Source organism: Arcicella aquatica, from assembly GCF_034928825.1.
Classification (GTDB): domain Bacteria; phylum Bacteroidota; class Bacteroidia; order Cytophagales; family Spirosomataceae; genus Arcicella; species Arcicella aquatica.
The window spans coordinates 52,831-78,432 of the sequence record NZ_JAYFUL010000008.1 but is presented as its reverse complement, the minus strand read 5'-3'; the positions used below and the strand labels follow the sequence as shown (position 1 = coordinate 78,432).

Annotated in this window: 23 protein-coding genes; 16 read left to right on the top strand and 7 right to left on the bottom strand. The window is 35.5% G+C overall.

Going from position 1 to position 25,602, the window contains the following annotated elements; genetic code table 11:
• The first annotated feature begins 467 nt into the window (after window positions 1–467).
• The 5 genes from pnuC (at window position 468) to VB264_RS07180 (ending at window position 4,969) form a co-directional block, all read left to right on the top strand.
• A complete protein-coding gene (gene pnuC / locus VB264_RS07200) occupies window positions 468–1,097 on the top strand; it encodes a nicotinamide riboside transporter PnuC (protein ID WP_323248028.1) in 630 nt (209 codons plus the stop codon).
• Window positions 1,090–2,112 (top strand): AAA family ATPase, encoded by a 1,023-nt coding sequence (locus VB264_RS07195; protein WP_323248026.1) that lies wholly within the window; start codon window positions 1,090–1,092, stop codon window positions 2,110–2,112. The genes pnuC and VB264_RS07195 overlap by 8 nt, the downstream gene beginning before the upstream one ends.
• 151 nt (window positions 2,113–2,263) lie before the next feature.
• On the top strand, window positions 2,264–3,418 hold the full coding sequence (locus tag VB264_RS07190; RefSeq protein ID WP_323248024.1) for a T9SS type A sorting domain-containing protein: 1,155 nt from the start codon (window positions 2,264–2,266) through the stop codon (window positions 3,416–3,418).
• A gap of 86 nt (window positions 3,419–3,504) precedes the next feature.
• The gene (locus tag VB264_RS07185) at window positions 3,505–3,990 is read left to right on the top strand and encodes a DUF4240 domain-containing protein (protein WP_323248023.1); all 486 of its coding nucleotides are present in this window, start codon (window positions 3,505–3,507) and stop codon (window positions 3,988–3,990) included.
• Window positions 3,991–4,030: 40 nt separating this feature from the next.
• Window positions 4,031–4,969, top strand: coding sequence for a polysaccharide deacetylase family protein (locus tag VB264_RS07180; protein WP_323248021.1), 939 nt, complete (start codon window positions 4,031–4,033; stop codon window positions 4,967–4,969).
• A gap of 96 nt (window positions 4,970–5,065) precedes the next feature.
• Here VB264_RS07180 and VB264_RS07175 read toward each other — a convergent pair whose 3' ends face one another.
• Window positions 5,066–5,893 carry an SHOCT domain-containing protein gene (locus tag VB264_RS07175; RefSeq protein WP_323248020.1) on the bottom strand — a complete coding sequence of 276 codons (828 nt, stop codon included), beginning with the start codon at window positions 5,891–5,893 and terminating at the stop codon, window positions 5,066–5,068.
• 415 nt (window positions 5,894–6,308) lie between these two features.
• Here VB264_RS07175 and VB264_RS07170 point away from each other — a divergent pair, with 415 nt between their 5' ends.
• On the top strand, window positions 6,309–7,895 hold the full coding sequence (locus VB264_RS07170; RefSeq protein ID WP_323248019.1) for an ABC-F family ATP-binding cassette domain-containing protein: 1,587 nt from the start codon (window positions 6,309–6,311) through the stop codon (window positions 7,893–7,895).
• 52 nt (window positions 7,896–7,947) lie between these two features.
• Here the strand turns inward: VB264_RS07170 and VB264_RS07165 are convergent, their stop codons facing one another.
• The 3 genes from VB264_RS07165 to VB264_RS07155 form a co-directional block, all read right to left on the bottom strand.
• Window positions 7,948–8,370, bottom strand: coding sequence for a hypothetical protein (locus VB264_RS07165; RefSeq protein ID WP_323248017.1), 423 nt, complete (start codon window positions 8,368–8,370; stop codon window positions 7,948–7,950).
• A 56-nt stretch (window positions 8,371–8,426) separates the two neighbouring features.
• Window positions 8,427–8,849, bottom strand: coding sequence for a GNAT family N-acetyltransferase (locus tag VB264_RS07160; RefSeq protein WP_323248015.1), 423 nt, complete (start codon window positions 8,847–8,849; stop codon window positions 8,427–8,429).
• A gap of 67 nt (window positions 8,850–8,916) precedes the next feature.
• The gene (locus VB264_RS07155; RefSeq protein WP_323248013.1) at window positions 8,917–11,160 is read right to left on the bottom strand and encodes a beta-N-acetylhexosaminidase; all 2,244 of its coding nucleotides are present in this window, start codon (window positions 11,158–11,160) and stop codon (window positions 8,917–8,919) included.
• Window positions 11,161–11,327: 167 nt separating this feature from the next.
• On the opposite strand from VB264_RS07155, the gene VB264_RS07150 reads away from it, so the two are divergent.
• Together VB264_RS07150 and coaD are read left to right on the top strand one after the other, a co-directional pair.
• Window positions 11,328–12,185 carry a DUF3822 family protein gene (locus tag VB264_RS07150; protein WP_323248011.1) on the top strand — a complete coding sequence of 286 codons (858 nt, stop codon included), beginning with the start codon at window positions 11,328–11,330 and terminating at the stop codon, window positions 12,183–12,185.
• Window positions 12,186–12,289: 104 nt separating this feature from the next.
• The gene (gene coaD, locus VB264_RS07145) at window positions 12,290–12,748 is read left to right on the top strand and encodes a pantetheine-phosphate adenylyltransferase (protein ID WP_309920629.1); all 459 of its coding nucleotides are present in this window, start codon (window positions 12,290–12,292) and stop codon (window positions 12,746–12,748) included.
• On the opposite strand, the gene VB264_RS07140 is transcribed toward coaD, so the two are convergent.
• Window positions 12,738–13,271, bottom strand: coding sequence for a MarR family winged helix-turn-helix transcriptional regulator (locus VB264_RS07140; protein ID WP_323248009.1), 534 nt, complete (start codon window positions 13,269–13,271; stop codon window positions 12,738–12,740). The two genes, coaD and VB264_RS07140, sit on opposite strands and share 11 nt — an antisense overlap.
• Window positions 13,272–13,546: 275 nt before the next feature.
• On the opposite strand from VB264_RS07140, the gene VB264_RS07135 reads away from it, so the two are divergent.
• From VB264_RS07135 to VB264_RS07115, 5 genes are all read left to right on the top strand, one after another.
• Entirely contained in the window at window positions 13,547–14,584 is a 1,038-nt protein-coding gene (locus VB264_RS07135; protein WP_323248007.1) for an HlyD family secretion protein, read from the top strand.
• 100 nt (window positions 14,585–14,684) lie between these two features.
• Window positions 14,685–16,268 carry a DHA2 family efflux MFS transporter permease subunit gene (locus tag VB264_RS07130; protein WP_323248005.1) on the top strand — a complete coding sequence of 528 codons (1,584 nt, stop codon included), beginning with the start codon at window positions 14,685–14,687 and terminating at the stop codon, window positions 16,266–16,268.
• 79 nt (window positions 16,269–16,347) lie between these two features.
• Complete coding sequence (locus tag VB264_RS07125) at window positions 16,348–17,694, top strand: TolC family protein (protein ID WP_323248003.1); 1,347 nt, start codon at window positions 16,348–16,350, stop codon at window positions 17,692–17,694.
• A 43-nt stretch (window positions 17,695–17,737) separates the two neighbouring features.
• On the top strand, window positions 17,738–18,868 hold the full coding sequence (locus tag VB264_RS07120) for a BamA/TamA family outer membrane protein (protein WP_323248001.1): 1,131 nt from the start codon (window positions 17,738–17,740) through the stop codon (window positions 18,866–18,868).
• A gap of 340 nt (window positions 18,869–19,208) precedes the next feature.
• A complete protein-coding gene (locus VB264_RS07115; RefSeq protein ID WP_323247999.1) occupies window positions 19,209–21,224 on the top strand; it encodes a carbohydrate-binding domain-containing protein in 2,016 nt (671 codons plus the stop codon).
• Between the two features lie 265 nt (window positions 21,225–21,489).
• Here VB264_RS07115 and ald read toward each other — a convergent pair whose 3' ends face one another.
• Window positions 21,490–22,602, bottom strand: coding sequence for an alanine dehydrogenase (ald, locus tag VB264_RS07110; RefSeq protein WP_323247997.1), 1,113 nt, complete (start codon window positions 22,600–22,602; stop codon window positions 21,490–21,492).
• 223 nt (window positions 22,603–22,825) lie between these two features.
• On the opposite strand from ald, the gene VB264_RS07105 reads away from it, so the two are divergent.
• Window positions 22,826–23,284 (top strand): Lrp/AsnC family transcriptional regulator, encoded by a 459-nt coding sequence (locus VB264_RS07105; RefSeq protein ID WP_309920610.1) that lies wholly within the window; start codon window positions 22,826–22,828, stop codon window positions 23,282–23,284.
• A 77-nt stretch (window positions 23,285–23,361) separates the two neighbouring features.
• On the opposite strand, the gene VB264_RS07100 is transcribed toward VB264_RS07105, so the two are convergent.
• Window positions 23,362–24,285, bottom strand: coding sequence for an ROK family protein (locus VB264_RS07100; RefSeq protein WP_323247994.1), 924 nt, complete (start codon window positions 24,283–24,285; stop codon window positions 23,362–23,364).
• Window positions 24,286–24,554: 269 nt separating this feature from the next.
• Here VB264_RS07100 and VB264_RS07095 point away from each other — a divergent pair, with 269 nt between their 5' ends.
• Window positions 24,555–24,716, top strand: a complete 162-nt coding sequence (locus VB264_RS07095) for a DUF1328 domain-containing protein (RefSeq protein ID WP_309920606.1) — start codon at window positions 24,555–24,557, stop codon at window positions 24,714–24,716.
• Between the two features lie 85 nt (window positions 24,717–24,801).
• Window positions 24,802–25,602 carry a transglutaminase family protein gene (locus tag VB264_RS07090; RefSeq protein WP_323247991.1) on the top strand — a complete coding sequence of 267 codons (801 nt, stop codon included), beginning with the start codon at window positions 24,802–24,804 and terminating at the stop codon, window positions 25,600–25,602.

Sequence of the window (25,602 nt, the reverse complement as noted above, 5' to 3'; positions counted from 1 at the left end):
TACAGCAGGATGGTTTGCCATTAAATCAAACTTAATTTGTTGAGCAGTATATTAGAGAAAATCTCGTTGTACATCTTTCAGTAAAAAGCTCTCATTGATTTTCCAAACTTAGTGTATATGGTTCAGCATAATCACAAATCCATATACTTTCACTCGATGATTTTCAACCCAAAATTTGAGGCTATTCAATAATGATTTGTTTATAAGGGTTTCCTCCATAGAATTGTAGCTGTAAAGAACTATACGTAGTGATGATTCATAAGATTAAGGTTTGAAGTATTTTTGTTACTGATACCCGTCTGTTAGAGAGGTACAATTTTATTTTTGCTCTTGTTAGGCTTAGCAAAGAGTTGACTAGGCCAGCGTAGAAGAAGAATATTTGTAACTTGCCAAATATCACGATGGTTTGTTGCTGATGCTCGTTTCGTTGGAGATAATTCCAACGAAGGTACAAAATATAGTTTTTGATGAATTTCTTTGAGATTGAAAATATAGCTTTTGAAATGTTAGGTTATCCCATCAGCTATGTTGAGTTGATAGGAACATTGTTTGGCTTGATTTCGGTTTATTTTGCTTCAGTGGCAAACATTCTTACTTGGACAACTGGAATCGTAAATGAAATTTTTCTTTTCATTTTATTTTTTCAAGTCCAATTGTATGCTGATATGTTTCTTCAAGTTTATTTTTTTATCGTTACTCTTTATGGTTGGTATAAGTGGAATACGAAAGCAAATACAAACAAAATTTCAGCAATAAATTTTAGAAACCGAATAGCCATTGCTATAGTAATTATTATCGGGTCAGTATTTTTTGGGCTTGTTTTCAAAAACATTCATTTGTATTTGCCAACCTATTTTAAAATTCAGGCATCCTATCCTTTTACTGATTCCTTTATTATGGTTTCAAGTATTTTTGCAACAATACTTCTTGCAAAAAAGAAAATAGAAAATTGGTATTTGTGGATTGTAGTTGATATTGTTTGCGTTGTCCTCTATTATAAAAAGGATATTTTTTTCCTCTCGCTTGAATATTTTATTTTTCTTGGTTTAGCATCATTCGGATTTTATCACTGGAACAAACAATTAAAGCATGGTTAAGGCATTTGTATTTGGAAAGTTTTTGCCTTTCCACAAAGGACATCAAGCAATGATAAATTTTGCTTTGAGTAAGTGCGACTTGCTTACAGTTTTAGTTTGTTGTAGCGATAAAGAAAACATTACGGGTACTGTTAGAAAATCATGGATTGAAAAAACTTATACGAGTCAAACAAATATTGAAGTAAAAATACTGGACTATTTAGAAAGCGAATTGCCAAATACCTCTGAAACTTCTGAAGAAGTATCAAGAATTTGGGCAGAGGTTTTTAAAAAACAATTACCCGATTATTCCCTTCTAATTACATCAGAAGGATATGGTAATTTCGTTGCCAAGTTTATGAATATTCAACATATTACTTTTGATATAAATAGAAAGAAAATCGCTATTTCGGCTACTGCTGTGCGCAATAATTTGGTTGATAATTGGAAATACTTGCCTGAAAGTGTAAAACTAAACTTGGTAATTAAGGTGGTAATTCTTGGAACAGAATCCACAGGTAAATCAACATTAACACAAAAACTTGCAAAATATTACAGGTGTGGTGCTGTATTGGAAATTGGAAGAGATTTAATTCCTAATTCCAATGACTTTACTTTTGATGATTTACATTTAGTGGCAAACGAACATGCAAGACAAATTGACATAGCTTCCGTTGGAAGTAGTCCTCTTTTAATAATTGATACAGATATTCATACAACAAAATCGTATTCAAAATTCACCTTTGGGAAAGAGCTTTTAGTAAGCGATGAAATTTACAAAGCTAATAAAGCAAATCTCTACCTTTATCTTAATAACGATGTTGAATATTTTCAAGACGGAACAAGATTGTGTGAAACACAAAGGAATTTATTAGACCTGTCGCATAGGCAGATTTTAATTGACTATGATATTGATATTGTAGAAATAAAAGGTGACTGGGACAAAAGATTTGAAAAGGCAGTTGAACAAATAAACAAATTGATGGCAAGTAATGCAATAAAACACAGATTTAGAACAGATTTTCTAATAGCCTAAGTGTTCGATATTTTTCATAGGATGCCTCGAAATTAATCCTTCCTTTTTATCAGATTGTAAATCCTCTTATCTTTGCTTCGACTTGGTATCGCTGAGATACCTTTCAGAACATCACAATGAGCAAGTTTTAAACCCTATCAATATCATAAACATGAAACAAACGTTCCACCTTATTATTTGTATTCTCTTTACTTTCCCAATATTTGCTTCTCACCTCAAAGGTGGAAATATTCAGGTCACTCAAGTAAATAATCAAGATTTAACGTATGAAATCACTGTAACAATCTATAGTGATTTTGAAACGGGCTTCAGAGCTTATATGGATCAGAAAGATGTTTCGGTTTGCTTTGGAGATGGTAGTTCTGGAATTGCTCCGAGAGTTAATGGTAATGGAAATGGAGAGCAATTCGTTAATAATTTGGGTAAAAGTATTTATAAAATACAGCATAAATATGCTTCAAATCTTACTGCTTATCGTGTATATGTTACTCTTTTAAATAGAAGTCAATCTATCCTTAATATAAAAAATGCTATTAATGAGCCTTTTTATATTGAAACATTATTTAATACGAAAGTAATTAATTCAACGCCAACCCTTACAAATGATATAGGTGTTTTATATGCAAAAGTTAAGCAAGTATTTATTTATAATCCAAAGGCAATTGATTCGGAAGGTGATAGTTTAACTTATCGTTTAACAATGGCAAGAGCTTGTTCATACAATGATTGTAGGGTTTTTGGAGCACCCATTGAAAGTTTTAAACAACCCAATGAAGTAAACAAAGAGGGAACATTTAAAATCAACGAACTCACAGGTGATTTAACTTGGAATGCTCCCACACAAATAGGTGTTTATGTTTGTTGTTTTATAGTTGAAGAATGGAGAAAGGGGGTTAAAATAAGCATTACTGTAAGGGATATGGAAATTGTAGTAAAAGATGAAGTAGGAAATATAGCTACTATTCCTCCTTATGAAGCTGTTGGAAAACTGCCAAATATTAATGAAATAACTAATCGGTCTTTGGTTTTATCTACTGAAAATGAAGCGTTTCCAGCTATTGAACTCAAGGTTTATCCAAATCCAACCACAGAAGTATTTAGAGCCGAAGTCATTGATAATTTGCCTTCAAAAGTTGTTTTTCAACTTTTTGATAATACAGGTAAGCTTTTGCAAGAATTTAAACAAAGTAATTTAGAACAAAAACATAGTCAGGAGTTTAATATAGAGGGATTACCCGAACAAGTACTGATATTAAAAGTAAATAATGGTAAGCATTATATTACTAAAAAGGTTTTAAAAAAATAAATTAGCTATACTTTCTCCATTTTTCGAAGGGCATCTAAAACAACATAAGTGACTTAAGAGTTAAATGAAAACTATAAAAAAACAATATGACACAAGAAATTTTTTGGGAAATCATAGAGTCATCTTGGGCAGACTCTCCTAATCTTTACAAAAAAAGGGCAGATGTTTTAAAGAATAATGACGAAGAAATAATTAGAGAATTATGCATTGAACTTGAGAATACAATTCTTGAATATTATCAAAAGAGACTTCTAGTACTTGATAAAGAAGCCTTTACAAAATACATTCATATTTTAGAAGAACGACTTTATAACATTGACAGACAAGATATTCATGAATATACAGATGGCTCGGATGATGGTTTCTTATACTCTAGATGTTTTGTTATTGGTATGGGACAACAATATTATAATATGATTGACAATAACCCTTCAAAAGCAACAATGGATTTGGACGCAGAATTATTTGGATTTTCAGCATATAAAGTTTACGAAGAGAAATTTGGAGAAGAGTTTGAACGTAATTCAATTTATTGTATAGAAACATGTTCTAATGGGAAAGGATGGTTTTAACCAATAAAAACAGACGTAAATCGACTTAATATAAACCCACATGAACAAACACATTTGTACAAAATTAGCTTTTGGAATATTTACGATTGTAGGATTAATAATAAATTCCTTTGGACAAGTTAATTCAAAGCCAACAATCTCGTTTACTTTTGATGATGGGTCAATTGATGATATAGGAGCATATAAATTAGAGGTCTGGAATCAAATGCTCCTTGATAATTTGAAAAAACATGATTTGAAAGCAATTCTATTTTCGGCAGGAGGGAATAAATCAACTGCTAAGGGTAAGTATGTATTATCTTCTTGGAATAATGCTGGGCATCTCATCGCTAATCATACCATTTCTCATCCCAATTTCAATAGTAAAAATGTTAGCCTCGAAAGTTTTAAGCTTGAGCTTACCCAAAATGATGCTGTCATTAATAAGTATTCAAACTACTTGCCTTACTTTAGGTTTCCCTACCTGAAAGAAGGCAATACGCCCGAAAAGGTTAATGGCTTCAGGAAATTCTTGATAGAAAAAGGTTATAAGAATGGACACGTAACAATTGATGCTTCTGATTGGTATGTTGATAGTCGATTGGTTAAAAGACTTAAAGAAAATCCTAAGGCAGATATTGCGGGCTTTAGAGCGTTTTATAAAGAACACCTCTTAAACAGAGCAGTATTTTATGATTCGCTATCCTATCAGATGACTAATAGACATATCAATCATGTGATATTATTACACCACAATTTAGCAGGTGCCTTATTTTTGGGCGACCTAATTCAATATTTTAAGGATAAAGGTTGGGAGGTAATTGATGCAGACAAAGCCTATCAAGACGCAATTTTTGAAGTTGATGTTGACAATATTCCAGCTGGAGAAAGTTTGATTTGGGCATTAGCCAAAAAATCAGGAAAATTCAACACTGTATTAAGGTATCCTGCGGAAGATGGTGATTACGAAAAACCATTAATGGATAAACTAGGACTTTGATAAAGCTATCTAGCCAAGCAGTTGTCAAAAACTAAAAGCGTTGTAAGTATCATATTTACAACGCTTTTAGTTTTTGATGTTAAAATTGTCACTAAATTATAATCTAGCTAATAATTCAGCTTTTTTGGCTGAGAATTCTTCTTCTGTCAAGACGCCTTTCTTAAGGAGTTCTGCCAAACGATCAATCTTATTGAAGATGTCGTGGTCTTCTGATGTGGGAACTGGAGAAGTTGAGGTAGTAGAATCCTTTGTCTCACTCTTTTGTGGTGCTGGCTTTTCTTGCAATTGTTCTGTAGCCGCAGAAGTTTTTCCCTTTTTAGCGATGTCCACTCCAGAAATCAATGGTAGATTGGATATGTCAACCTTGCCTAACTGACTCGTGAATGCAACAGAGAAATCTTTACCTTGTTGTTGAGATACACCAGATATTTGATGATTTAAGGTATCGTAAACCGATAATTCACCGTTAATTTCAATCGCCAATCTACTAACAGGTGAAGGGAAAAACGCATATTTGATATTATTTTGCGAACCTGATGATGATGGTGAACCTAAGTCTGCAGGCCACCAATTACCTGAAGTAGAAAAACTATTATTTCCTGCTAGTGAATCATCAGTGGCTGTTTCTGAATCAAATACGGGAATATCTTTGTCTAAAATTAAGTTTGCTAAATCCTGACAAAGATTTTGTACAGTATTTTTTAATTTGTTGTTGAACATATCACCAACCATCGTCATACCTCCACGCATCCATTGTGCACTTCCCCCCAATTCGCTAATATTAAATTGAGCCATATTTCCACCACCATTTACAACGGCTTGCAACACGGATAATACAGTATCCTGACTAAGTCCATAACGTGATGCAATTGAATCGATATGTTGTTTGCCTTCTGGCGTAAGTTTTTTTATCGTGTTATTCATAATATTTGAGTAAATCCTCTATTTAATCTGTGTGTTTATTCATTATATACAAGTTACCAAATAAATGTGCAAGTGTGTATTTTTGTTGAAATGAGTACCATAAACTACAATAATGAGTATTAAGCACTACAGAAAAAACGTTTTGCGATGTTTGTAGGATAATATACACTATTTTGATTAGAAATAATACTGATTTTTATGGACTATTTGATAATCCGCTTATACTAGTCAGCCTTTTTTCTAGAAAATAACAACTTCTGTAATAAGCTTTTGATAAACAATTTATAGAACATTCGTATATTTGCAGCCACAAATCAAAAAGACAAATTAATGTAAGATATAATTTCTTTCGAGCGATAGAGGTTGCAAACCACCAAGTGGTGAGCTATAGTCATTCACTTTTTAAGAAGAAATTATGCTTATATTACAAAACATTTCATATATCCATCCCAACAAAGATTTACTCTTTGACAATATTAATCTTTCTGTAAACCGTCATGATAAGGTAGCTTTGATAGGCAACAATGGCACTGGTAAATCTACTTTGCTTAGCATTATTGCAGGTAAGTTGATGCCCTCTGCTGGACAATTTAATGTGGCTACAGAGCCTTATTATGTTCCCCAGATTTTCGGACAGTATAATGATTTAACGATTGCACAGGCACTAAGAATTGATGCTAAACTTGAAGCACTGAAAGAAATCCTAGAGGGAAATGTAACAGAAAATAATCTGAGCTTGCTGAACGACGATTGGACTATCGAAGAACGTTGCAGTGAGGCATTGAGCTACTGGCAATTGACCGACTTAGAATTGACCCAGAAAATGGAAACATTAAGCGGAGGACAAAAAACTAAAGTTTTCCTTGCGGGAATTGCTATCCATCAGCCCGACTTTATTTTGTTGGATGAACCCAGTAATCATTTGGATACAGCAGGCAGACAATTATTGTATGATTTTATCCGCTCTACTGCAAGCACTTTGATGATTGTAAGTCACGATAGAGAATTATTAAACCTTCTGGATGTAGTCTGCGAACTGAGTAAAAGAGGAATTACCGTTTATGGAGGTAATTACGATTTTTATGCAATGCAAAAGCAAATAGAAAATAATGCACTGAATCAGGACGTAAAAAGCAAAGAAAAGGCCTTTAGAAAAGCCAAAGAAAAAGAGCGAGAGACCTTGGAAAGGCAACAAAAGCTAGATGCTCGTGGCAAGAAGAAACAAGAGAAAGCTGGTATTGCCACCATCATGATGAATACCCTAAGAAACAACGCTGAAAAAAGCACGGCTAAAATAAAAAATGTTCATGCCGAAAAAATTGGGGGTATTTCGCAAGAACTACATGAGTTACGTTCGGCATTGCCAGGCATTGATAAAATGAAATTTGGGTTTGATAATTCCGCCTTGCATAAAGGCAAAGTATTATTCAGAGCAACCGACATTAATTTTCAGTATAATAGTCAATTGCTTTGGAAAGAGAACCTAAATATTCAAATTTCAAGTGGTGAACGAATATCGCTAAAAGGGGTAAATGGTTCGGGAAAGACAACGTTGATTAAAATAATCTTGGGCAAACTAGACCCGCAGGTAGGAGAGGTTTACAGGGCTGATAATAAATCAGTTTACATTGACCAAGATTATTCCCTCATTGATAATGCATTGAAGGTTTACGATCAAGCCCAACAATTTAACCTCACTCGATTACAGGAACACGAAATAAAAATTAGACTCAATAGATTCCTTTTTACGAAAGAATATTGGGACAAGCCTTGTAGTGCATTGAGCGGAGGGGAGAAAATGCGCTTGATGCTTTGTTGCCTAACAATTAGTAATCAGTCGCCAGACATCATTATTCTTGATGAGCCAACCAATAACCTAGATATTCAGAACATAGAGATTCTAAGGAATGCTATTAATGAATATCAGGGGACTTTGATTGTAGTATCTCATGATGATTATTTTTTGGAAGAAATAAACATAGAACGTACCGTTAAATTGTAAATCAAAACGCCCTGAGAATCTTATCATCAGGGCGTTTTAGCATATCAAAATCTCAAAAACTTCCTTTAAGCTCAGTCTTTGCTAAAGTTGCCTTCATGGCATTAATTGGTTTGACTAGCAACGAAGGTGGATTATTATGGTCAAAATTAATAGATTCATAGGTTTTCTTAGTAGTCTGTATATTCAACTGAGCAATCATTGCACCATCGTAATAGGATTTTGTACTTGGTCTTTTCAACCTTGAAATACTACTTAATTTAACTTTTTCTAGTGTTTTTAGTATTTTCTTCCACTGATTAGCCTTGGTTTTATAAGCATGCTTTTCGGCATTGATTGTTATAATAGTGCTATCGGCTGAGATAAATAAATGCTTTTGTACACCTCTTGTCTGATAGCTGAGTGCTAGCGAACGAATTGCTTCTGGTTTAAAAGTATTGAATCCTAAGATTAAAAATATAATAAGTAGCTTGTTCATGATAAGGAAAAGATGTTATAAGTTAACAAATATACTGTTAACTCATAATGTCTTTCTTAGGTAAGCTCAAATAAAATATAAGTACCATTTTTGGTTGCACCTTTCCCTTTTTCTTTAAAGCCTTTCTTTCTATAAAATTCAATGGCATTGACATTGTTTGATAAGCATTTTAATCTGATAGGTAAACCAAGTTTTTCAATTACAGCTTCCAGCAATTTACTTCCAATACCATTATTTTGATGTTTTTCGTCAATATATAAATGATGAATAAAGTTATCTTCTTTCCAAACCGAAATAAAGCCGATTACGGTGTTTTCTTCAAAAGCCACTAAGATGTATTCATCTTCGGTTTCTTCTTCAAAATCCGATAGCCTGAATGATGAAGTATCAAGCCAAGTAAAAGCGTTTTGTCGTTCTCTTAAGAATAAATATCTTAATGCATCATTATCTATTTCCCTTCTTTCTATGATTGTTAGCATTGTTCAATATGTTTTTTGAAACTTCGCACTCGTGGATAATAAATGCACCAAGGACGAAAGCTCTTTGCTACTCCACCACAATCTCATCTACAAACAACCAAGGTTTATCTCCTGCACCTGTTGAGTTGGCAGGAATTGTACCAAATGAACGGGCAATAACTTGGATATATCTCACTGTTTTTTGATTGAAAGATAATGTTACCTTCGTTACGCCTTCTTTAGCAGGAACGGCGATATTTTGTGATGAAATCTCCTCAAAATTTACGCCATCCGACGAGCCTAATATTTGTACTTGTGAAGGAATCCAAATCCAGCTAGATGGTTTATGAAAGAAACGGAAAGTAGCTTTTTGGATAGCGGTTTCTTTCCCAAAATCTAACGTTCCTCCAAAATCTAGCCCGTTCCAACCTAACCATTCTTCATCACCAAACTGACTTTCTCCGCCAAACATTCCATTGGTTAATGCCTGAGCACCTCCACGAGTGTAGCGTTTATCAGCAGGTGTTGTTAGGTTAATCAACACGCCAGTAGCTTTGTTGTAGGTAATAGTTCGGGTTATTTCATCAACCAGTTTCCCCTTCATCACTGTCGAGGCCTTCATGGTGGTGCTATTGGTAATGTTAATTGGTTCTTTGTAAATATTAGATGTCAGTGTCGGGCTACTTCCATCTAAAGTATAATAAATAGGAGCATTGCCATTATCACAACTCAGTGCCAACTGAATACTATTGTCTTGCCCTTTCAACATCTTCGTTTTTATTTCAAAGAAATGCTTGGCATAATTTACCTGACGAATATCCATGCGATTGAGGTATGAACCTAGTCGATTTAAAAAGTCATCATAATTTCTTGATGCCTTAGGCGACCAATCTACCTCTGCTAAAGCCACGGCTCTTGGAAATGTCATGTATTCAACATGCGAACTCACAGGAACTTGTTCTGTCCACAAGTTTGCTTGCCCACCCAGAATATAGCTTTCTTCTTCTTTCGTCAGACCTTCTGGGATAGGTTCAAAGCCGTAAATTTTAGGGAGATTAATAAAGCCACTAAATGCCAAAGGCTCGTTAGGGTCTTCGGATTGATAATAATCTAAATAACAATGAGACGTAGGCGAAATAATCGCATGATGCTTTAATTTAGCCGCCGTTCCTCCACTTTCTATACTTCTCCACGCCATTACAGTGGCGTTAGGTGCTAGTCCACCATCCAATATTTCGTCCCAACCAATAATTTGTCTGCCTTTTTGATTAACGTGTTGTTCGATACTTTTGATAAAATCACTTTGTAGTTCATCAATACTTTTCAGCCCTTTATCTTTCATTCTTTGCTGACAATTTGGGCATTTATGCCAAGCCGTTTTCGAAGCCTCATCGCCACCAATATGAATATATTTACTTGGGAAAATATCCATTACTTCATCCAAAATATCGTTTACAAAAGCGATAGATGATTCTTTCGGACAAAACTCCCCTTGTAATAACAATTGTTTGCCTGTGCTATCTAAGCAAGCAAATTGAGGATAAGCAACCAACGCAGCGTTTGAATGAGCAGGCACATCTATTTCTGGAATAATCGTAATGAATCGGTCAGCAGCATATTTTACGATGTCTCGCATTTCAGCTTGTGAATAAAAACCTTCATTGGTTGGCCATTGGGGCGACTTAGCAGTATGTAACAATGGATATTTCTTACTTTCAAAACGGAAAGCTTGTCCATCAGTAAGATGCCAGTGAAAGCGATTGAGCTTTAATGCTGCTAATTCATCAAGGTATTTTTTGATAAAAGTTACAGGCATAAAATGACGAGAAACATCTAGCATAATTCCTCTGTATGGAAATCTTGGCGCATCGTTGATGGTCAGGGACGGCACTTTACAATTGATAGTTGGCACAACAGTACTTTGTTCAATATCAGTAGGTAATAATTGTAGAATGCTTTGTGCAGCATAAAATACGCCCGAAGGATTCAGGGCTTTGATATTTATTTGCGAAGGACTGATTGTTAATACATAGCCCTCAGCATTTTGAAGGCTTTTATCAAATTGAACAACAATGCTATTAGATTTGCTTATTTTTGATTGAAAACTTAATTGAATACCTGCTGATTTTTGTAGTTTTTCAATGAGTGGTTTTAAGGCTAATCGGGTTTCAGCGTGCTTGGTGAGGTCTATGATTTTTGTTGCATTATTGATTTGAAAGAAGCCTTGTCTTTGGGTAATTTGCTGTGGAGCTGGAATAATGTTGATAGGCTCTTGAGCCATTGTTTTACTAAAAATACAAAAGCATGTGAGGAATAAAATAATACGATTCATTTTTAATTGGATTAACAATTTGGATAATAACTGAATAAGAAGCAAAAATCATAAAAAAATACTTAAAGAGTTTTCCTTTGAAGCTAAAATTGTTGGCTTCTGACGATTATCTTTAATTAATTAAGATAGAATCGTATTTTTGTAAACTTTATTTTAATTAATCTATATTGAAAACAGACACTTTACATATTTTACCGCAAGTGAAATTTATTTCGCCCCATTTTGATATTAAGAAAATCAATCAATATCAGCTTGGTTGCGAATTATCAGAAACGCATTTTTATTTTTTTGTAAAAGATTCACTTGATAAGTCATTAATTGCTTTAGAAAGTTATCACTTTCCCGTTGAACCTCATTGTCATTCTTTGATTGCTAATTTAGAAATGATTTTCGGACAACACGATTTCTTGAAATCTTTGAAATGGAAATCGATTAGCATTACGATTGATAATCAGTCGTTTACATTGTTGCCAACAGCTTTATATAAGAAGGAATATATCAATAAATATTTACAATTAGCCAAAGGACAGGTGCTTGAGGCAGACGAAGAAGTAAGGACTAATATTCATTCAGATTTAGCGTTAATCAATATTTATAGTAGCAATCGCCAGTTATTTAACTGGTTTGAAGAGGCTTACCCACTCTTGAATTTACAATATCAACACCTTTCAAGTCAGTTGATTGATTTTGCTCTCACGTCTAGTAGAGCACAAACAGCGTTCTTACATTTTGGCGAAACGGCTTTTACTATGGTGGTTTCTATTAATGGTGTTTTAAAGTTTTGCAATCGTTTTCATTATAAAACCTCTGAAGATTTAGTATATTTTATACTTTTCGTGATGAATGAGCTAGAAATAGAACCCGATGAAATATTTATTAGGCTTTATGGCAACATTGATAAAGAATCAGAAGAGTTTCAGTTATTAAATCAATATTTGCCTAAAGTAAAGGTAGGAGATTCATTAAATGAAAATATAGAGGAAGGGCTGATAGAGAAACATCGCTATCTTTGGCTTTTGGTATAATTTTTTCAGAGTGAATCTTATTAACAAATAAAACATTATTGGGTAACTGTACAGCTGTGGAGGTATCCCAATCCCTCAACATAACTCACCAAACCAACAAGATTGTGCAAAAAAAAATCGCTTTCTTTCCTGGCTCATTTGATCCTTTTACAAAAGGACATGAAGATATCGTAGTAAGAGCACTCTCGTTATTTGATGAAGTGATTATTGGAATAGGGCATAATAGCAATAAAGCGCGTTATTTCCCTATTGAAAAAATGATTAGTTGGATTGAGGAGACTTTTGAAGGCACTCCAGTAAGAGTCGTTTCCTATAATGGATTAACAGCCAATGTAGCTATTGAAATGGGTGCTAATTTCCTTTTGAGGGGATTGAGAAATACAACCGACTTTGAGTATGAAAACTCAATTGCTCAGGTAAATCGCTACCTTGTAGATGGACTAGAAACGGTATTCCTGATTACTTCTCCACATTTAGCACCCATTAGTTCAACCATTATTCGTGATTTACATCGCTATGGAACTAGCATCGACGCCTTTCTTCCTTATAATATTAATAAGTAGAAGGATTAGCATCTGCTAGATTCATTTTCATCATATTTTTATCTGCCGTCGATAAAAGATTGTTCTCATAATTGTTAACAATCACTGATAGAATATCTTTTAGTTGCTCTACTTTCTCAGTACCAATGATTTCTGAGAATTTGTTTTCAATATTAATAGTACATTCTTTCCAATGCAACATCGTATTGATGCCTCTATCGCTTAATTTTACAATAAGGGTTCTGGCATCGCTAGGATGTTTTTCAATCGTCACAAAGCCTTCGTCTTGCAATTCTTTTACCAATTTACTCATTGCCTGTTTGGTTACACCTGCCAAATGAGCCAAATTGTTAATATTAGAACCTTCTAAATCAATATGGATTAAAGCTACCATGTGCCCAACCCTAAAATTTGTATATCCTTTTGCCTGTAAAAACTCACTGGCTAATGCTCGTACTATTCTTTGTGACTTTGAAATCAATCGCCCAAGATGACGATTTTTAGCTTCCTTGAACTCATTGAGTTCCAATAATTTATTATCCATGATTTCCCCTTCAACACGGATTTAACGTGTTTTTGCTTAATTTTTATAATTTTTTGTATTTTCTGTATGTGTGCTAATAGAAATAAATCTACTAAATTTTATACAAAGATAATACAAAAAAAATAATTGTCAATAAACTTGACTAATTTAGTAAACTTGGTTTACCTTTGTGGCATCAAAAAGCAAAATTGCTTGATTATCAGAAGTTTTTTTTCTCTAAAATCAAATTATTCAACGAATTAGCATTCATTATTCCCCTAAAATTTTATAAAAGTATGGCAACTCAGAACTCCATCAAAACTTATCTTCCCCGAATAATACTATTATGTGTTGTAGTACTAGGCTTATATTTCGGATATTCAAAATATAAATATGCACAGTCGCATGAAGATACAGACAATGCACAAGTAGAAACGTATTTTGTGCCAGTGTTACCAAGAATGGCAGGTTATGTAAAATCTGTTTCAGTAAAAGATTATGATGTTGTAAAGAAGGATGAATTAATCCTTGAGATTGATAGTGACGAAGCTAAATTAGCTTTAGATGAAATGGAAGCCGATTTGTTCCAAGCGCAGACAGATGTAGAAAATGCTAAGGCTAATATTACAAACTTGTCTATGAGTATTAAATCTAACGAAGCAAATTTGAAAGCTACTTATTTGCGTAGAGATAAAGCGAAAAAAGATGCCGACCGTGATGCTGCTTTAGTAGCCGAAAATGCGATTACTCGTAAGCAAGGCGATGATAGCAAATCAGCATATGAAGTTTTGGCGGCTCAATACGAAGCAGGTATCGCTGACATTTCGGCAACAAAATCTAGAATGCCAATTTTACAAGCAACCTTGCACAAAGCGGAAGCTACTTTGGCTGTAAAAAGAGTGAAGATTGAGCAACAAAAATTAAAACTTACTTATTCAAAAGTATTCGCACCAACTTCTGGAAGAATTGGTAAGAAAAGTGTAGAGCCAGGTCAATTTATCCAAGCTGGACAACCATTGATGACAATCGTTCAAGATTCTACTTTCTGGGTAGTAGCCAACTTTAAAGAAACACAAGTTGGTCGTTTGAAAATTGGAAGTGAAGCAGAATTAAAATTAGATGCTTATCCTGACAGAGTTATCAAAGGAAAAGTTATTTCTATTGCAGAATCAACAGGTGCTAAAACATCATTGTTGCCTCCTGACAATGCTTCTGGAAACTTCGTAAAAGTTACACAACGTGTACCAGTGAAAATAGAAATCCTTGATTTAGAGAAAAATAAAGATATTCTAAGAGCCGGACTTTCATTAGAGGTAAGTGTAATTGTAAAATAATTAGTGAATGAGTGATTGAGCGAATGAGTGATTTTTTAATAAAGTATTATTCACTAATTCACTCAATCACTAACTCACTAATTCTCAAAAAAGTCGAAACATGGCTGCTAAAACAGGATTTGCAAAATATATAATCGTTATCACGACGGTTTCGGCAGCAATTATGGAATTGCTCGATACCACCATCGTGAACGTTGCACTCAATCAAATGGCGGGTTCTTTGGGCTCTACGATTGAGGACGTTGCTTGGGTGATTACTTCCTATGCCATTGCGAACGTAATTATCATTCCCATGACGGGATTTTTAGGAGAATATTTCGGTCGAAAAACCTACTACTTAACCTCCATGGTACTGTTTGGAATAGCCTCCTACTTCTGTGGTGCGTCTGAGGGACTATGGGAATTGGTTTTCTGGCGTTTTATTCAAGGGATAGGCGGAGGAGCGTTGCTTTCAACCTCTCAAGCTATCTTATTTGATGCTTTCGAGCCAAAAGATAGAGGTATTGCCTCTGGACTATTTGGGATGGGTATCGTACTTGGACCAACATTAGGTCCAGCATTGGGTGGTTATATTTTAGAAACTTATAACTGGTCACAGATTTTCTATGTAAACATCCCGATTTGTGTGATTGCTACGGTACTGACATTAATTTATATTGATAGAAAGGAAGGAGAAGGTGAGCGGAAAAAAGAAATACAAATAGATTACATCGGTATCATGCTGTTGATTATGGGTATCGGTGCGTTACAATTTGTGTTAGAAAAAGGAGAATCTGAAGACTGGTTTGAGTCAAGAATGATTGTTACAGTAAGTTTGATGGCTGTGATAGGTATCATCGGTTTTATTTGGCATGAACTCACTACCGAACATCCTGTAGTAAACCTCAGTATTTTTAAACATAGAATCTTTGCTTTTTCTACTATGTTCAATCTGGTCTCTGGTTTAGGTTTATTTACCTCTGCCTTTGTATATCCAGTATTGGTACAGCGAGTAAACGGCTTTACTCCTTTTGAAGCAGGGGTTTCGCTAGTGGCGCCGACCTTAGCTGCTGTAGTGCTTTTTCCCATTATTGGTAAACGCATGGCTAGTGGAGCATCGCCAATTCCTTTTATGGTGGCGGGTATTCTCTTTTTTATCTTTTTTGGTTTTTATAGTGGTACGGCTACGCCCGATATGGGTAAATGGGATTTCTTCCCTATGCAAATTTGTAGAACCATCGGGATTTCCTTATTGCAATTACCGCTTATCAATCAGGCTGTAGCAGGTTTAAAACCTAAAGAATATCCAGCAGGGATTGCGTTGTCAAACATGATTCGTCAGTTAGGAGGAGCTTTTGGGATTGCCTTGGCCAATAACTTTGCTACCAATCGTGCTGCTCAGCACCGTTCAGACTTAATGGCTAACATGAGTACCGATAATCCGCTATTTAATGAAAGAGTCGCCAATGCTACCAGAAGTATGATAGCAAGCACGGGGGATAGTTTCAATGCTGCCGCAATGGCTTATAAACAGCTTGAAGCCGCTGTGTCACGGCAGGCTTATTATTTGGCTTATTTGGATACTTTCAGATTGATTTCTATCTTTTTTATCTGTTTGCTTCCTTTTGTTTTCTTGCTAAGAACCAAGAAAGTAACGCCAGAGGAAGCCGCCGCAATGGCGAAAGCCGCTGCTGAAAGCCATTAAGAGTGAGGAGTTTGGATTGCGGAGTGAGGAGTATTTTCCTTAAATTTTTCTATCATGAACTTGATTAATTTTTGAAACAATGAAAATAAAATATAATTATATTATTTCGCTTTTATTACTTGCCGACCTCTTCGTTGGGCAAGAAGTATTAGCTCAAGATAAAACCGATGAGTCGCTTAAACAGTTGGTACGTGCTGCCATTGAGTACGCTCCTAAAATTAAGGAGCAACAGCAAATGATTACCATTGGTGATTATCGTACTAAAATACAAGAGTCAGCTTTGAAACCTCAGATTCAGTCTGAAATTGGGGTAGTCAGAATCGACCCTGTTGCTAAAGCTTCGTTTGCTTTTGGATCAACTACGACCAATTTGCAGTTTCAACCCAACATGAATTACAACGCTAACATTGGTGCTAACTATGTGTTGTACGATTGGGGCAAGCAAAATATCAATATCGAAAAGTCAAAATTAGAAACAGAACTTTCTAGAACTGGTGTTGAAGGATTGAAAAATATATACGCTTATCAAGTAGCTAATTTGTATTATGGCATTGTATATACCCAGAAAGCCATAGAAGTACAAAAAGAGCAATTGAAACTGGTCGCTGATAACGGGAAAATTATCAGCGACCGCCTAAAGCAAGGTGATGCATTAGATTATGACCAAGTGTCGATTCAGGTAAGATATAAAAATGCTGAGACTAGATTATCAGACTTACAAAGCCAATTAGAACGTCAATATATTTACCTTTCTTCGTTAATTGGTAAAGATGCACATGGGACTATTTCGCCGAATGCTGATTTTAATTTAGGACTTACTGCCTTGAGTGTAGAGGAGGCATTGAATCAAGCACAGACTAGTAATACAGATTTGAAAACCTTGAAGGATAGAGATTTGATTGCTGAGCGGGAAGTGAAAATTGCAAAAATGGGTTCTGCCCCTTATATTGCAGCGAATGCTTCGTTAGGGCTTAAAAATGGATATTTGCCTAGAATTAACGGCGAAGTTCCTCCCATTTCTGAAGACTTTAAGTTTGGTAGTACAGTAGGATTAAAGCTTACTATTCCTGTATATTCTGGTAACAAAACGGCTCATCAGACCGAAGTAGCTAGACTAAACCGCGAGATGTTGAAATATACTGCAGAAGTAACGAATCAAAACTTAAAGAGAGATTTAGAAGCCGCTCAGAATGATTACAACGCTGCTAAAAACAAACTAGATTTATCAGAACGTAATGTTTTTCAAGCACAATATGCCTTGAAATTAGCAAACGCACGTTTTAAAAATGGCGTAATTACCAATGTGGAAATAGAGGCTTCGCAAACAGCTTTAAGAGAAACTCAGTTAACACAATTACAATATCAGTACCAAATGGCCATTGCCCAATTAGAACTTAATCGTTTGACGGGCATTAAGTTTTGGTAAAAAATATGAGGCTGACTACTATGAATAGTCAGCCTCAAACTCAATGAAAAAACAACTACTCTGTTACTTCTTCCTATTATCTTTTTTTCAGAGCAAAGCTGCTGAAACTGATTCTACATCCCTATCTAAAATTTCACAATCCAAAATCGTAAAATTCTTTACAGGTCACAAATACCTTGTTTCTCCTTTTGTTTTTTATATGCCTGAAACCAGTTGGGTACTTGGCGGAGGAGTAAAACGCTTTTTTAATGGCGGAGGAGAGGGCGATTCGCTCACTAGGGTTTCTAATACTGCTATTTTCTTACAATATTCCTTGAACAGTCAGATAATGTTTGAACATAATTATCAGATTTTTACGAACAAGGAAAAATATTACATCGTTGGTTATTATGGTTTTAGTCGCTTTCCAGTGCTTTTTTATGGCGTAGGAGCAGAGGCAAAGCCAGAGAACGAAGAGGCTATCACTTTTGATTTAATCAGGTTTGATAATTTAACCTACCGCAAAATTGCTAATCATACTTTTGCAGGATTAGGCTGGCGATACTTCAAAATGTATAATGTGCAAGGTAAAAGCAATGGAATATTAGAGAATGGAAATGATGTCGTCGGTCGCAAGGGGTCTACTGTTTCTGGTTTAAATGTCTCAGTACAGTTTGATAATCGAGATAACGTGTTGACTACATCACATGGGTCTTTTTTACAACTAGAATATTCAGCCCATGAACATTGGACAGGCAGTACGCAGTCATTCCATCGTTGGCAACTAGATGCCAGAAAGTTTTTGATGCCGTTTGCCCAACGTAAAGATGTGCTTGCTTTCCAAGCTTTTGCTTTTTTAACGAATGGCAATGTACCTTTTCATGAATTAGGTTTGTTGGGTGGAGATATGATTATGCGAGGATACTATGTTGGCTCACGCAGGGATAAAGATTTATTAGCATTTCAGACAGAGTATCGTTGGCAAGCCTTGAAGCGTTGGGGATTAGTAGGTTTTGGCGGTTTGGGTTGGGTAAATAACAAAATCGGAGACATGAATATGACCAACATTCTGCCAAGTTATGGTGCTGGGCTACGCTTTAAAATAAACCGTAAAGAAAATGTAAATGTTAGGGTAGATTACGGTTTCGGAAATGGTCAGCAAAACTTGTATTTCTTTATTGCGGAGGCGTTTTAGGGAGTTTGGAATTGAGAGTTTGGAGTGTTGAGTTTTAAATTTTCACATAAAAATACCTACTTCTTTACCTTCCAAATGGAGAGGCATCGTTTAATTACTTGGTGCGTTGCTTTCGCACAAGTTGTTGGTGAAAAAACACCAACAACAGCAAAACGGCAAATTTGTCCAATCTTCTTTAGACTCCTTTAAATTAATTACGATTTCATAAAATATGTTAAAACGCACCTAATATCTACTTACTTTAAAGCTTCCTGCAACGCTTTTTTTCTTTTACTGGTCATAATGATAAATGATTTTGGATGGTACGTCCATTAAAACACCAATATAACAATCATTAATTATGACCAAATACAAATTAATCTATCTACTATTAGTGCTTAGTACAATCGGATTTGTAACTAGCATCTTATCTTGTAAGACAGCTTCTGAGGAAGAAGTCATTATCACTCCAGTTGTAATTGATGGAGACTTTGATACCAAAACTAAGGATACTACTTTTGCCAATGCCGTGGTAATCAAGTATTCTGGCACTACTGCAACCGTTACAAATCCATTTGAAAGTTCAGGCGTAAAAGTAAGCGTGACGAATGGAAATGTAGTGGTAACATCTACCACCACTACTACCGAGGTAAACTATGTACTTTCAGGCTCGACGACAGAGGGTAGTTTAAAGCTTTACAGTGATTATAAATTTAATCTTATCATGAATGGCGTTAGTATTATTCATTCTAGCGGACCTGCTATTAATATTCAGTCGGGGAAGAAAGTATCTGTTAATTTACTAAGCGGAACCAATAACCGTTTGGTAGATGGTACTGCTTATGCTACTAACACAGAAGACCAAAAAGGAGCGTTCTTTAGCGAAGGACAATTGAATTTTGCAGGTACTGGTGCTTTGACTGTGATTGCGAATTACAAACATGGTATTTGTAGCGACGATTATATTGCTATTAAAGAAGGGACAATCACTGTTACACAAGCCGTTTCAGATGGCATACATGCCAATGATTATTTCAAAATGGAAGGTGGAACATTATCAATAACCTCATCTGGAGATGGAATTGATTGTGAAGAAGGCTATGTCGCGCTATCAGGAGGAAATATTATTGTAACCAGTGTTGACGATGGAATTACAGCATCTTATGATGGAACAGATACAAGTATCACTCCTTATGTATCTATCACAGGCGGAACGATAAATGTAACAACCACAGGAGAGAAAGGCAATGCGATAAAAAGCGAAGGATATACGACAGTAAATAATAGCAGTGCTATTACCCTGAAAGTATCAGGTAGAGCATCAAAGGGTTTTAAAACAACGGGAAATTTAACGCTTACCAATGTTAATACTAGTATCACTACCTCAGGAAATGCCTTTTATGATACCAGTGATTCAGATATAGCTTCGGCAGCAGGAATTAATTGTGATGGTAATTTTGTCATGCAACAAGGAACAGTTACAATCAATAGCACTGGAACGGCAGGAAAAGGAATCACCGTTGATGGCACTTCGATGATTAATGGTGGTACAATCAATATCACTACTACTGGGGCGGCCTTTACTAGTAATAACCAAGATAGTGAGGCAAAAGGCATTAAAAGTGATGGGGCTTTGGTCATCAATGATGGAACTATTACTATTTCGGCAGCGGATGATGGTATCAAGTCGGATGCTTCGATAACCTTTAATAAAGGTGATATATCTATTACAAAATCAACGGAAGGAATTGAAGCACCGAAGATTACGGTAAACAATGGTACTATCAATGTATTATCATCCGACGATTGTTTTAATTCAACCAATGGGAATGGCGGAGAATCTAATGATGGTAGTTTGATGACATTTACAGGTGGGGTAGTAACGGTAAGTTCAACAGGAGGGGACCCCTTGGATAGTAATGGAAGTATCAGCATGACAGGAGGAACCGTAGTGGCTCAAGGTCCACCATCGCAACCAGAAGTAGCGATAGACTATAATGGAACGTTCAATATTTCTGGCGGTTTACTGATTGCATCAGGGCCAAGTGCTAGTAGGATGGCTCAGGCTACCAGCACTACCTCAGCACAGAATACAGTATTTGTTAAGTTGAATAGTGTACAAGCTTCTGGTACTTTATTTACCGTTCAAGATGCCTCTGGTAATAATTTGGTTACTTACGCACCTGCTCGTGCAGCAGGATATTTTGTATTTTCATCGCCTAGTCTTGCTACGAATGCTACGTATAAAGTACTTACAGGCGGTTCTTATGCCAATGGCACAAATACAGGAGGCTATTATTCAGGAGGTAACTATACAGGCGGTACACAAAAAGGAACATTTACAGTTTCTAGTAAAGTAACTACGGTAACTTATTAGTGAATAGAGTTAAAAACATGAGTCATCCCTAATTTAAGAATCACAAAAAAGCGGTCGAAAAACTAATTTCGACCGCTTTTCTATGATTGATGGTTAATGAATTCCTACTGTTTGAGCGAAGCGAGTTTAGGAATTCTTGATTTTTTTGTTACTTTTTGCATCAAGGCAAAAAGTAAGGACGAGTATAAATCGTAAAACTTATGTAATCTTCTAAAAATCAATATTTTAAGAGAAGATTCAGAATGACCAATGTTTAATCTATAAATTATAAAACGCTTTCAAGAGGTGAAAGTGCTAAGCCCCAAGCATCTGATACGCCTTTATAAACGATTTTACCAGCTACTACATTCAATCCTTTTTTCAATTCTTCATTATCAGCACAAGCTTTCTTCCAACCTTTATTTGCTAATTGAATGGCATAAGGTAAAGTAGCATTGGTTAATGCCAACGTTGAAGTATAAGGTACTGCACCCGGCATATTAGCCACACAGTAATGCACTACGCCATCGATTTCAAAAGTAGGGTTTTCATGTGTAGTAGGGTGACAAGTTTCAATACAACCACCTTGGTCAACGGCTACGTCTACTAACACTGTACCTTGACGCATTTCTTTCAACATTTCACGGGTAATCAAATGAGGTGCTTTAGCCCCCGGAATCAATACCGCACCAATAATCAAGTCAGATAATTTAATAGCTTCACGAATGTTATATTCATTAGACATCACAGTATCTACATTGGCAGGCATTACATCTTCTAAATAACGTAAACGAGGCAAGCTAATATCCATAATCGTAACGTTTGCACCCAAACCTGCTGCCATTTTTGCAGCCTGTGTTCCTACAATTCCACCACCTAACACCAATACATTAGCTGGCTTAACACCTGCAACACCACCTAATAAGATACCTCTTCCACCCATAGGTTTTTCTAAGTATTTTGCTCCCTCTTGAATAGCCATTCTACCTGCTACTTCCGACATCGGTACTAATAAAGGTAAAGAACGATCTGTTTTTTCTACTGTTTCATAAGCCAAACAAATTGCTTTGCGTTCAATCATGGCATGAGTCAACGGTTCTGAAGAAGCAAAGTGGAAATAAGTAAATAACAATTGGTTTTCTTTAATCAAAGAATATTCAGAAGCGATTGGCTCTTTTACTTTGCAAATCATCTCTGCAATAGCATATACTTCTTCGATAGTGCCCAAAATGCTAGCGCCTGCTTTTACATATTCTTCATCCGAAAAGCCACTGCCCGTACCAGCTTGGGTTTGTATATAAACAGTATGTCCATTTTTCTTAAATTCTGCTACGCCCGCAGGAGTTAGTGCTACACGGTTTTCGTTATTCTTAATTTCTTTGGGTACACCGATAATCATGGCTTGTTGGGGTTTAATACCTGCTTTCCTGTTATTGAAAAACTTTATTCAATAACAGATCCACAGATAGGGTTTGTAAATGAAGATGTACAAAGTTAGTGAAACAGAAAATAGTTTTATATTTTCGAGATAAATAAGGAAAAACCATGTATATTTATACTATTAAAGGGAAAAATTCCTGTATTATGTGAATATTACTATTCTGTAAAGTAAATTTTTCTTTATGACTTTAGATGCAACAGATTTGCGGATTCTTCAATTGTTACAGGAGAATGCCCAACTCACAATCAAAGAAATCTCTAAGCAGATTAATCTTTCCATGACTCCCACCCACGACCGTATCAAAAGATTGGAACAGGAAGAGATTATTGAGAAATATGTCACCATTCTGAATAAGAAAAAACTGGGTAATCCACTCGTGGTGTATTGTAGTATTACATTAGATAAGCAACAGAAAAATCATTTCGAAGAATTTGAAGAAGCTATCAAAGAGTTCCCTCAGGTGATAGAATGTAGTGTGGTATCGGGAAGCTATGATTATTTAGTGAAAATCATAGCGCGAGATATGGAGGCTTATAATGAATTTTATCAAAAGAAGTTATCAGCCCTTCAAAGTGTAGCGCATATTAGTAGCTCGTTTGTCATGTCGGAAGTTAAGAATACAACTGTTTTGCCAATTTGATTGATGAAAAAGCAAAAAAGGTATTTTGAACATGAATCAAATGTTCAAAATACCTTTTGTTATCATTTATAGCTACTTTATAGAAGTGCTGCACCAAAAACCCCAGCACTATCACCCAATATTGGTTTTACGATAGGTGTTGATATTTTTTTATTATTAAAAATATACTTTTTTATTCTTTCATAGCCTTCCGTATAGAGCAAATCTATATTGCCTACGCCACCGCCAATAATAATTAAATCGGGGTCAAGTACATTGATTAAAGTAGAAATGCCTTTGCCATAAAACTCTAGAAGCCTATCAATCGTAGCTGTCGCAAAAGCATCGCTATTAGCTAAATAGCGTGCTAATATTTCTTTCAATCCTAAGGCTGTCCCACTAATTTTTTGATAATACTTTTCAAGGGCAGGTCCTGCAATTACTTTTTCTACACAGCCAGCTTTTCCGCAATAGCACGGCTCGCCACCTTCTTCAATAATGTTATGTCCCCACTCACCGCCAATGCCATGATGCCCCGAAATTACTTTACCATGTACGACCAATCCTCCTCCGACACCCGTGCCCATGATTACGCCGAAAACTAATTCGGCATTTGGATATTTTTTGCCAGCACCCATCAATGCTTCAGCCAAAGCAAAGCAGTTAGCATCATTTGCCAGTTTTACAGGTACTCCTAACGCTTTTTCTAAATCTTGATGCATAGGCTGCCCGTTCATGCAAACGGTATTGCTATTTTTCATCGTAAACGTTGCGGGGTCTAATACGCCGGGTGTTGCAAAACCAATTTGGATGGGTTGTTCTCCTATTTCATCTATTACTAACGATACCAACTTAACAATCTGACTAATAATATGTTCATATCCTTTGTCGGCCTCAGTTGGGATACGCTTTCTAACTATTACGGCTAAGTCATTCTCCTTATCTAATACGGCACATTCAATTTTTGTACCTCCTAAATCAATACCCCAAAGGTGTGTAGGATTTGTAATTGATGGTTTCAAATTTTTGGATTTATTTAATTTACAGTTTACTAATTTTAACCACTGCAAATTAACTATTTATTCTTACTTTTGGAAGGAAATCATCTTTTACACTTATTTACCCTGAGAACTGAACAATCTTCCCCAAATGAGTATTTTTTTACTCATAATTTATATTTTTTATTGATTTTTTGAGGAATTAAAATGAATTCCTAGTCATTATTCATGGTATAAATTTTTTTGAGTTGAAAACAAAGAAAATCTTATTTCAACATTAAACATTTATAACTATGATACGCTGGTCAATCACATTCCTCGTTGTTGCTTTAGTTGCTGCTATTTTTGGTTTTGGCGGAATTGCCTCTAGTGCAGCTTATTTTGCTAAAATATTATTTTTTGTAGCATTAATACTCGCCGTTTTCAGTTTTCTAAGAGGCGATAGAAACCTCTAATTTTTATAATTCTTACATTTTCAACAATCAGACTATTTTAATCAACTATCTAAACTTAACTTAGATTAGAATAAAAGCTAAAATCATGAGACTTCAAATAAGTTGCCAACTTGATTACGAAGCTTACTCGACTACCCCATTAATCCTGATGCTCAGACCAAGAAGTGGTGCTGGGCAGTGGATTATTAAGGAAGAGTATATTCTTGAACCAAGTGTTCCTATTACTGAATACACCGACATGTATGGAAATTTATGTCAGCGTTTATTAACTCCAGTAGGAAAGTTTAATGTACTTACTTCTTCAATCGTGCAAACGCCTGATGAAATTGATGTAGCCCCTGGTGCTGATTTTGTATTAATTGAAGACTTACCCCCTGAAGAACTTATTTATTTATTACCAAGTAGATATTGTGAGTCTGACCAATTAGGAAATCTAGCTTTTCAAATTGTTGGAAATGCTTATCCTGGTTATGACCAAGTAGAGTTAATCCGTAAATGGATTCACCAAAATATATTTTACCAATACGGCTTTAGTAATGCTTCTACTTCTGCAAAGGATACTGCTGCCGCCAAAGTGGGCGTTTGTAGAGATTTCTCTCATTTAGGAATTGCCTTGTGTAGAAGTTTGAGTATTCCTGCCAGAATGGTAGTAGGTTATTTACATGAGTTAGATCCAATGGATTTACATGCATGGTTTGAGGCCTTTGTTGGTGGAAGATGGTATACTTTTGATGCTACCCAAGACTCACCAAAAGGCAACAGAGTAGTACTGGCCTATGGTCGAGATGCCGCAGATGTAGCTTTGGCTACTCAATTCGGAAGTATTTATTTATCAGATATGCGTGTTTCTGTGTCGATAGCAGAAGAAGTATCCTCTATTTTATAG

What these genes read in the sequence shown, in the direction of transcription:
- VB264_RS07140 (WP_323248009.1), bottom strand. Translation starts at nt 13,271, where the DNA reads ATGGATAATAAATTATTGGAACTCAATGAGTTCAAGGAAGCTAAAAAT.
- VB264_RS07130 (WP_323248005.1), top strand. Translation starts at nt 14,685, where the DNA reads ATGGCTGCTAAAACAGGATTTGCAAAATATATAATCGTTATCACGACG.
- VB264_RS07185 (WP_323248023.1), top strand. Translation starts at nt 3,505, where the DNA reads ATGACACAAGAAATTTTTTGGGAAATCATAGAGTCATCTTGGGCAGAC.
- VB264_RS07160 (WP_323248015.1), bottom strand. Translation starts at nt 8,849, where the DNA reads ATGCTAACAATCATAGAAAGAAGGGAAATAGATAATGATGCATTAAGA.
- VB264_RS07125 (WP_323248003.1), top strand. Translation starts at nt 16,348, where the DNA reads ATGAAAATAAAATATAATTATATTATTTCGCTTTTATTACTTGCCGAC.
- VB264_RS07175 (WP_323248020.1), bottom strand. Translation starts at nt 5,893, where the DNA reads ATGAATAACACGATAAAAAAACTTACGCCAGAAGGCAAACAACATATC.
- VB264_RS07090 (WP_323247991.1), top strand. Translation starts at nt 24,802, where the DNA reads ATGAGACTTCAAATAAGTTGCCAACTTGATTACGAAGCTTACTCGACT.
- pnuC (WP_323248028.1), top strand. Translation starts at nt 468, where the DNA reads ATGAATTTCTTTGAGATTGAAAATATAGCTTTTGAAATGTTAGGTTAT.
- VB264_RS07105 (WP_309920610.1), top strand. Translation starts at nt 22,826, where the DNA reads ATGACTTTAGATGCAACAGATTTGCGGATTCTTCAATTGTTACAGGAG.
- VB264_RS07115 (WP_323247999.1), top strand. Translation starts at nt 19,209, where the DNA reads ATGACCAAATACAAATTAATCTATCTACTATTAGTGCTTAGTACAATC.
- VB264_RS07195 (WP_323248026.1), top strand. Translation starts at nt 1,090, where the DNA reads ATGGTTAAGGCATTTGTATTTGGAAAGTTTTTGCCTTTCCACAAAGGA.
- VB264_RS07120 (WP_323248001.1), top strand. Translation starts at nt 17,738, where the DNA reads ATGAAAAAACAACTACTCTGTTACTTCTTCCTATTATCTTTTTTTCAG.
- VB264_RS07170 (WP_323248019.1), top strand. Translation starts at nt 6,309, where the DNA reads ATGCTTATATTACAAAACATTTCATATATCCATCCCAACAAAGATTTA.
- ald (WP_323247997.1), bottom strand. Translation starts at nt 22,602, where the DNA reads ATGATTATCGGTGTACCCAAAGAAATTAAGAATAACGAAAACCGTGTA.
- VB264_RS07190 (WP_323248024.1), top strand. Translation starts at nt 2,264, where the DNA reads ATGAAACAAACGTTCCACCTTATTATTTGTATTCTCTTTACTTTCCCA.
- VB264_RS07095 (WP_309920606.1), top strand. Translation starts at nt 24,555, where the DNA reads ATGATACGCTGGTCAATCACATTCCTCGTTGTTGCTTTAGTTGCTGCT.
- VB264_RS07165 (WP_323248017.1), bottom strand. Translation starts at nt 8,370, where the DNA reads ATGAACAAGCTACTTATTATATTTTTAATCTTAGGATTCAATACTTTT.
- VB264_RS07135 (WP_323248007.1), top strand. Translation starts at nt 13,547, where the DNA reads ATGGCAACTCAGAACTCCATCAAAACTTATCTTCCCCGAATAATACTA.
- VB264_RS07180 (WP_323248021.1), top strand. Translation starts at nt 4,031, where the DNA reads ATGAACAAACACATTTGTACAAAATTAGCTTTTGGAATATTTACGATT.
- VB264_RS07155 (WP_323248013.1), bottom strand. Translation starts at nt 11,160, where the DNA reads ATGAATCGTATTATTTTATTCCTCACATGCTTTTGTATTTTTAGTAAA.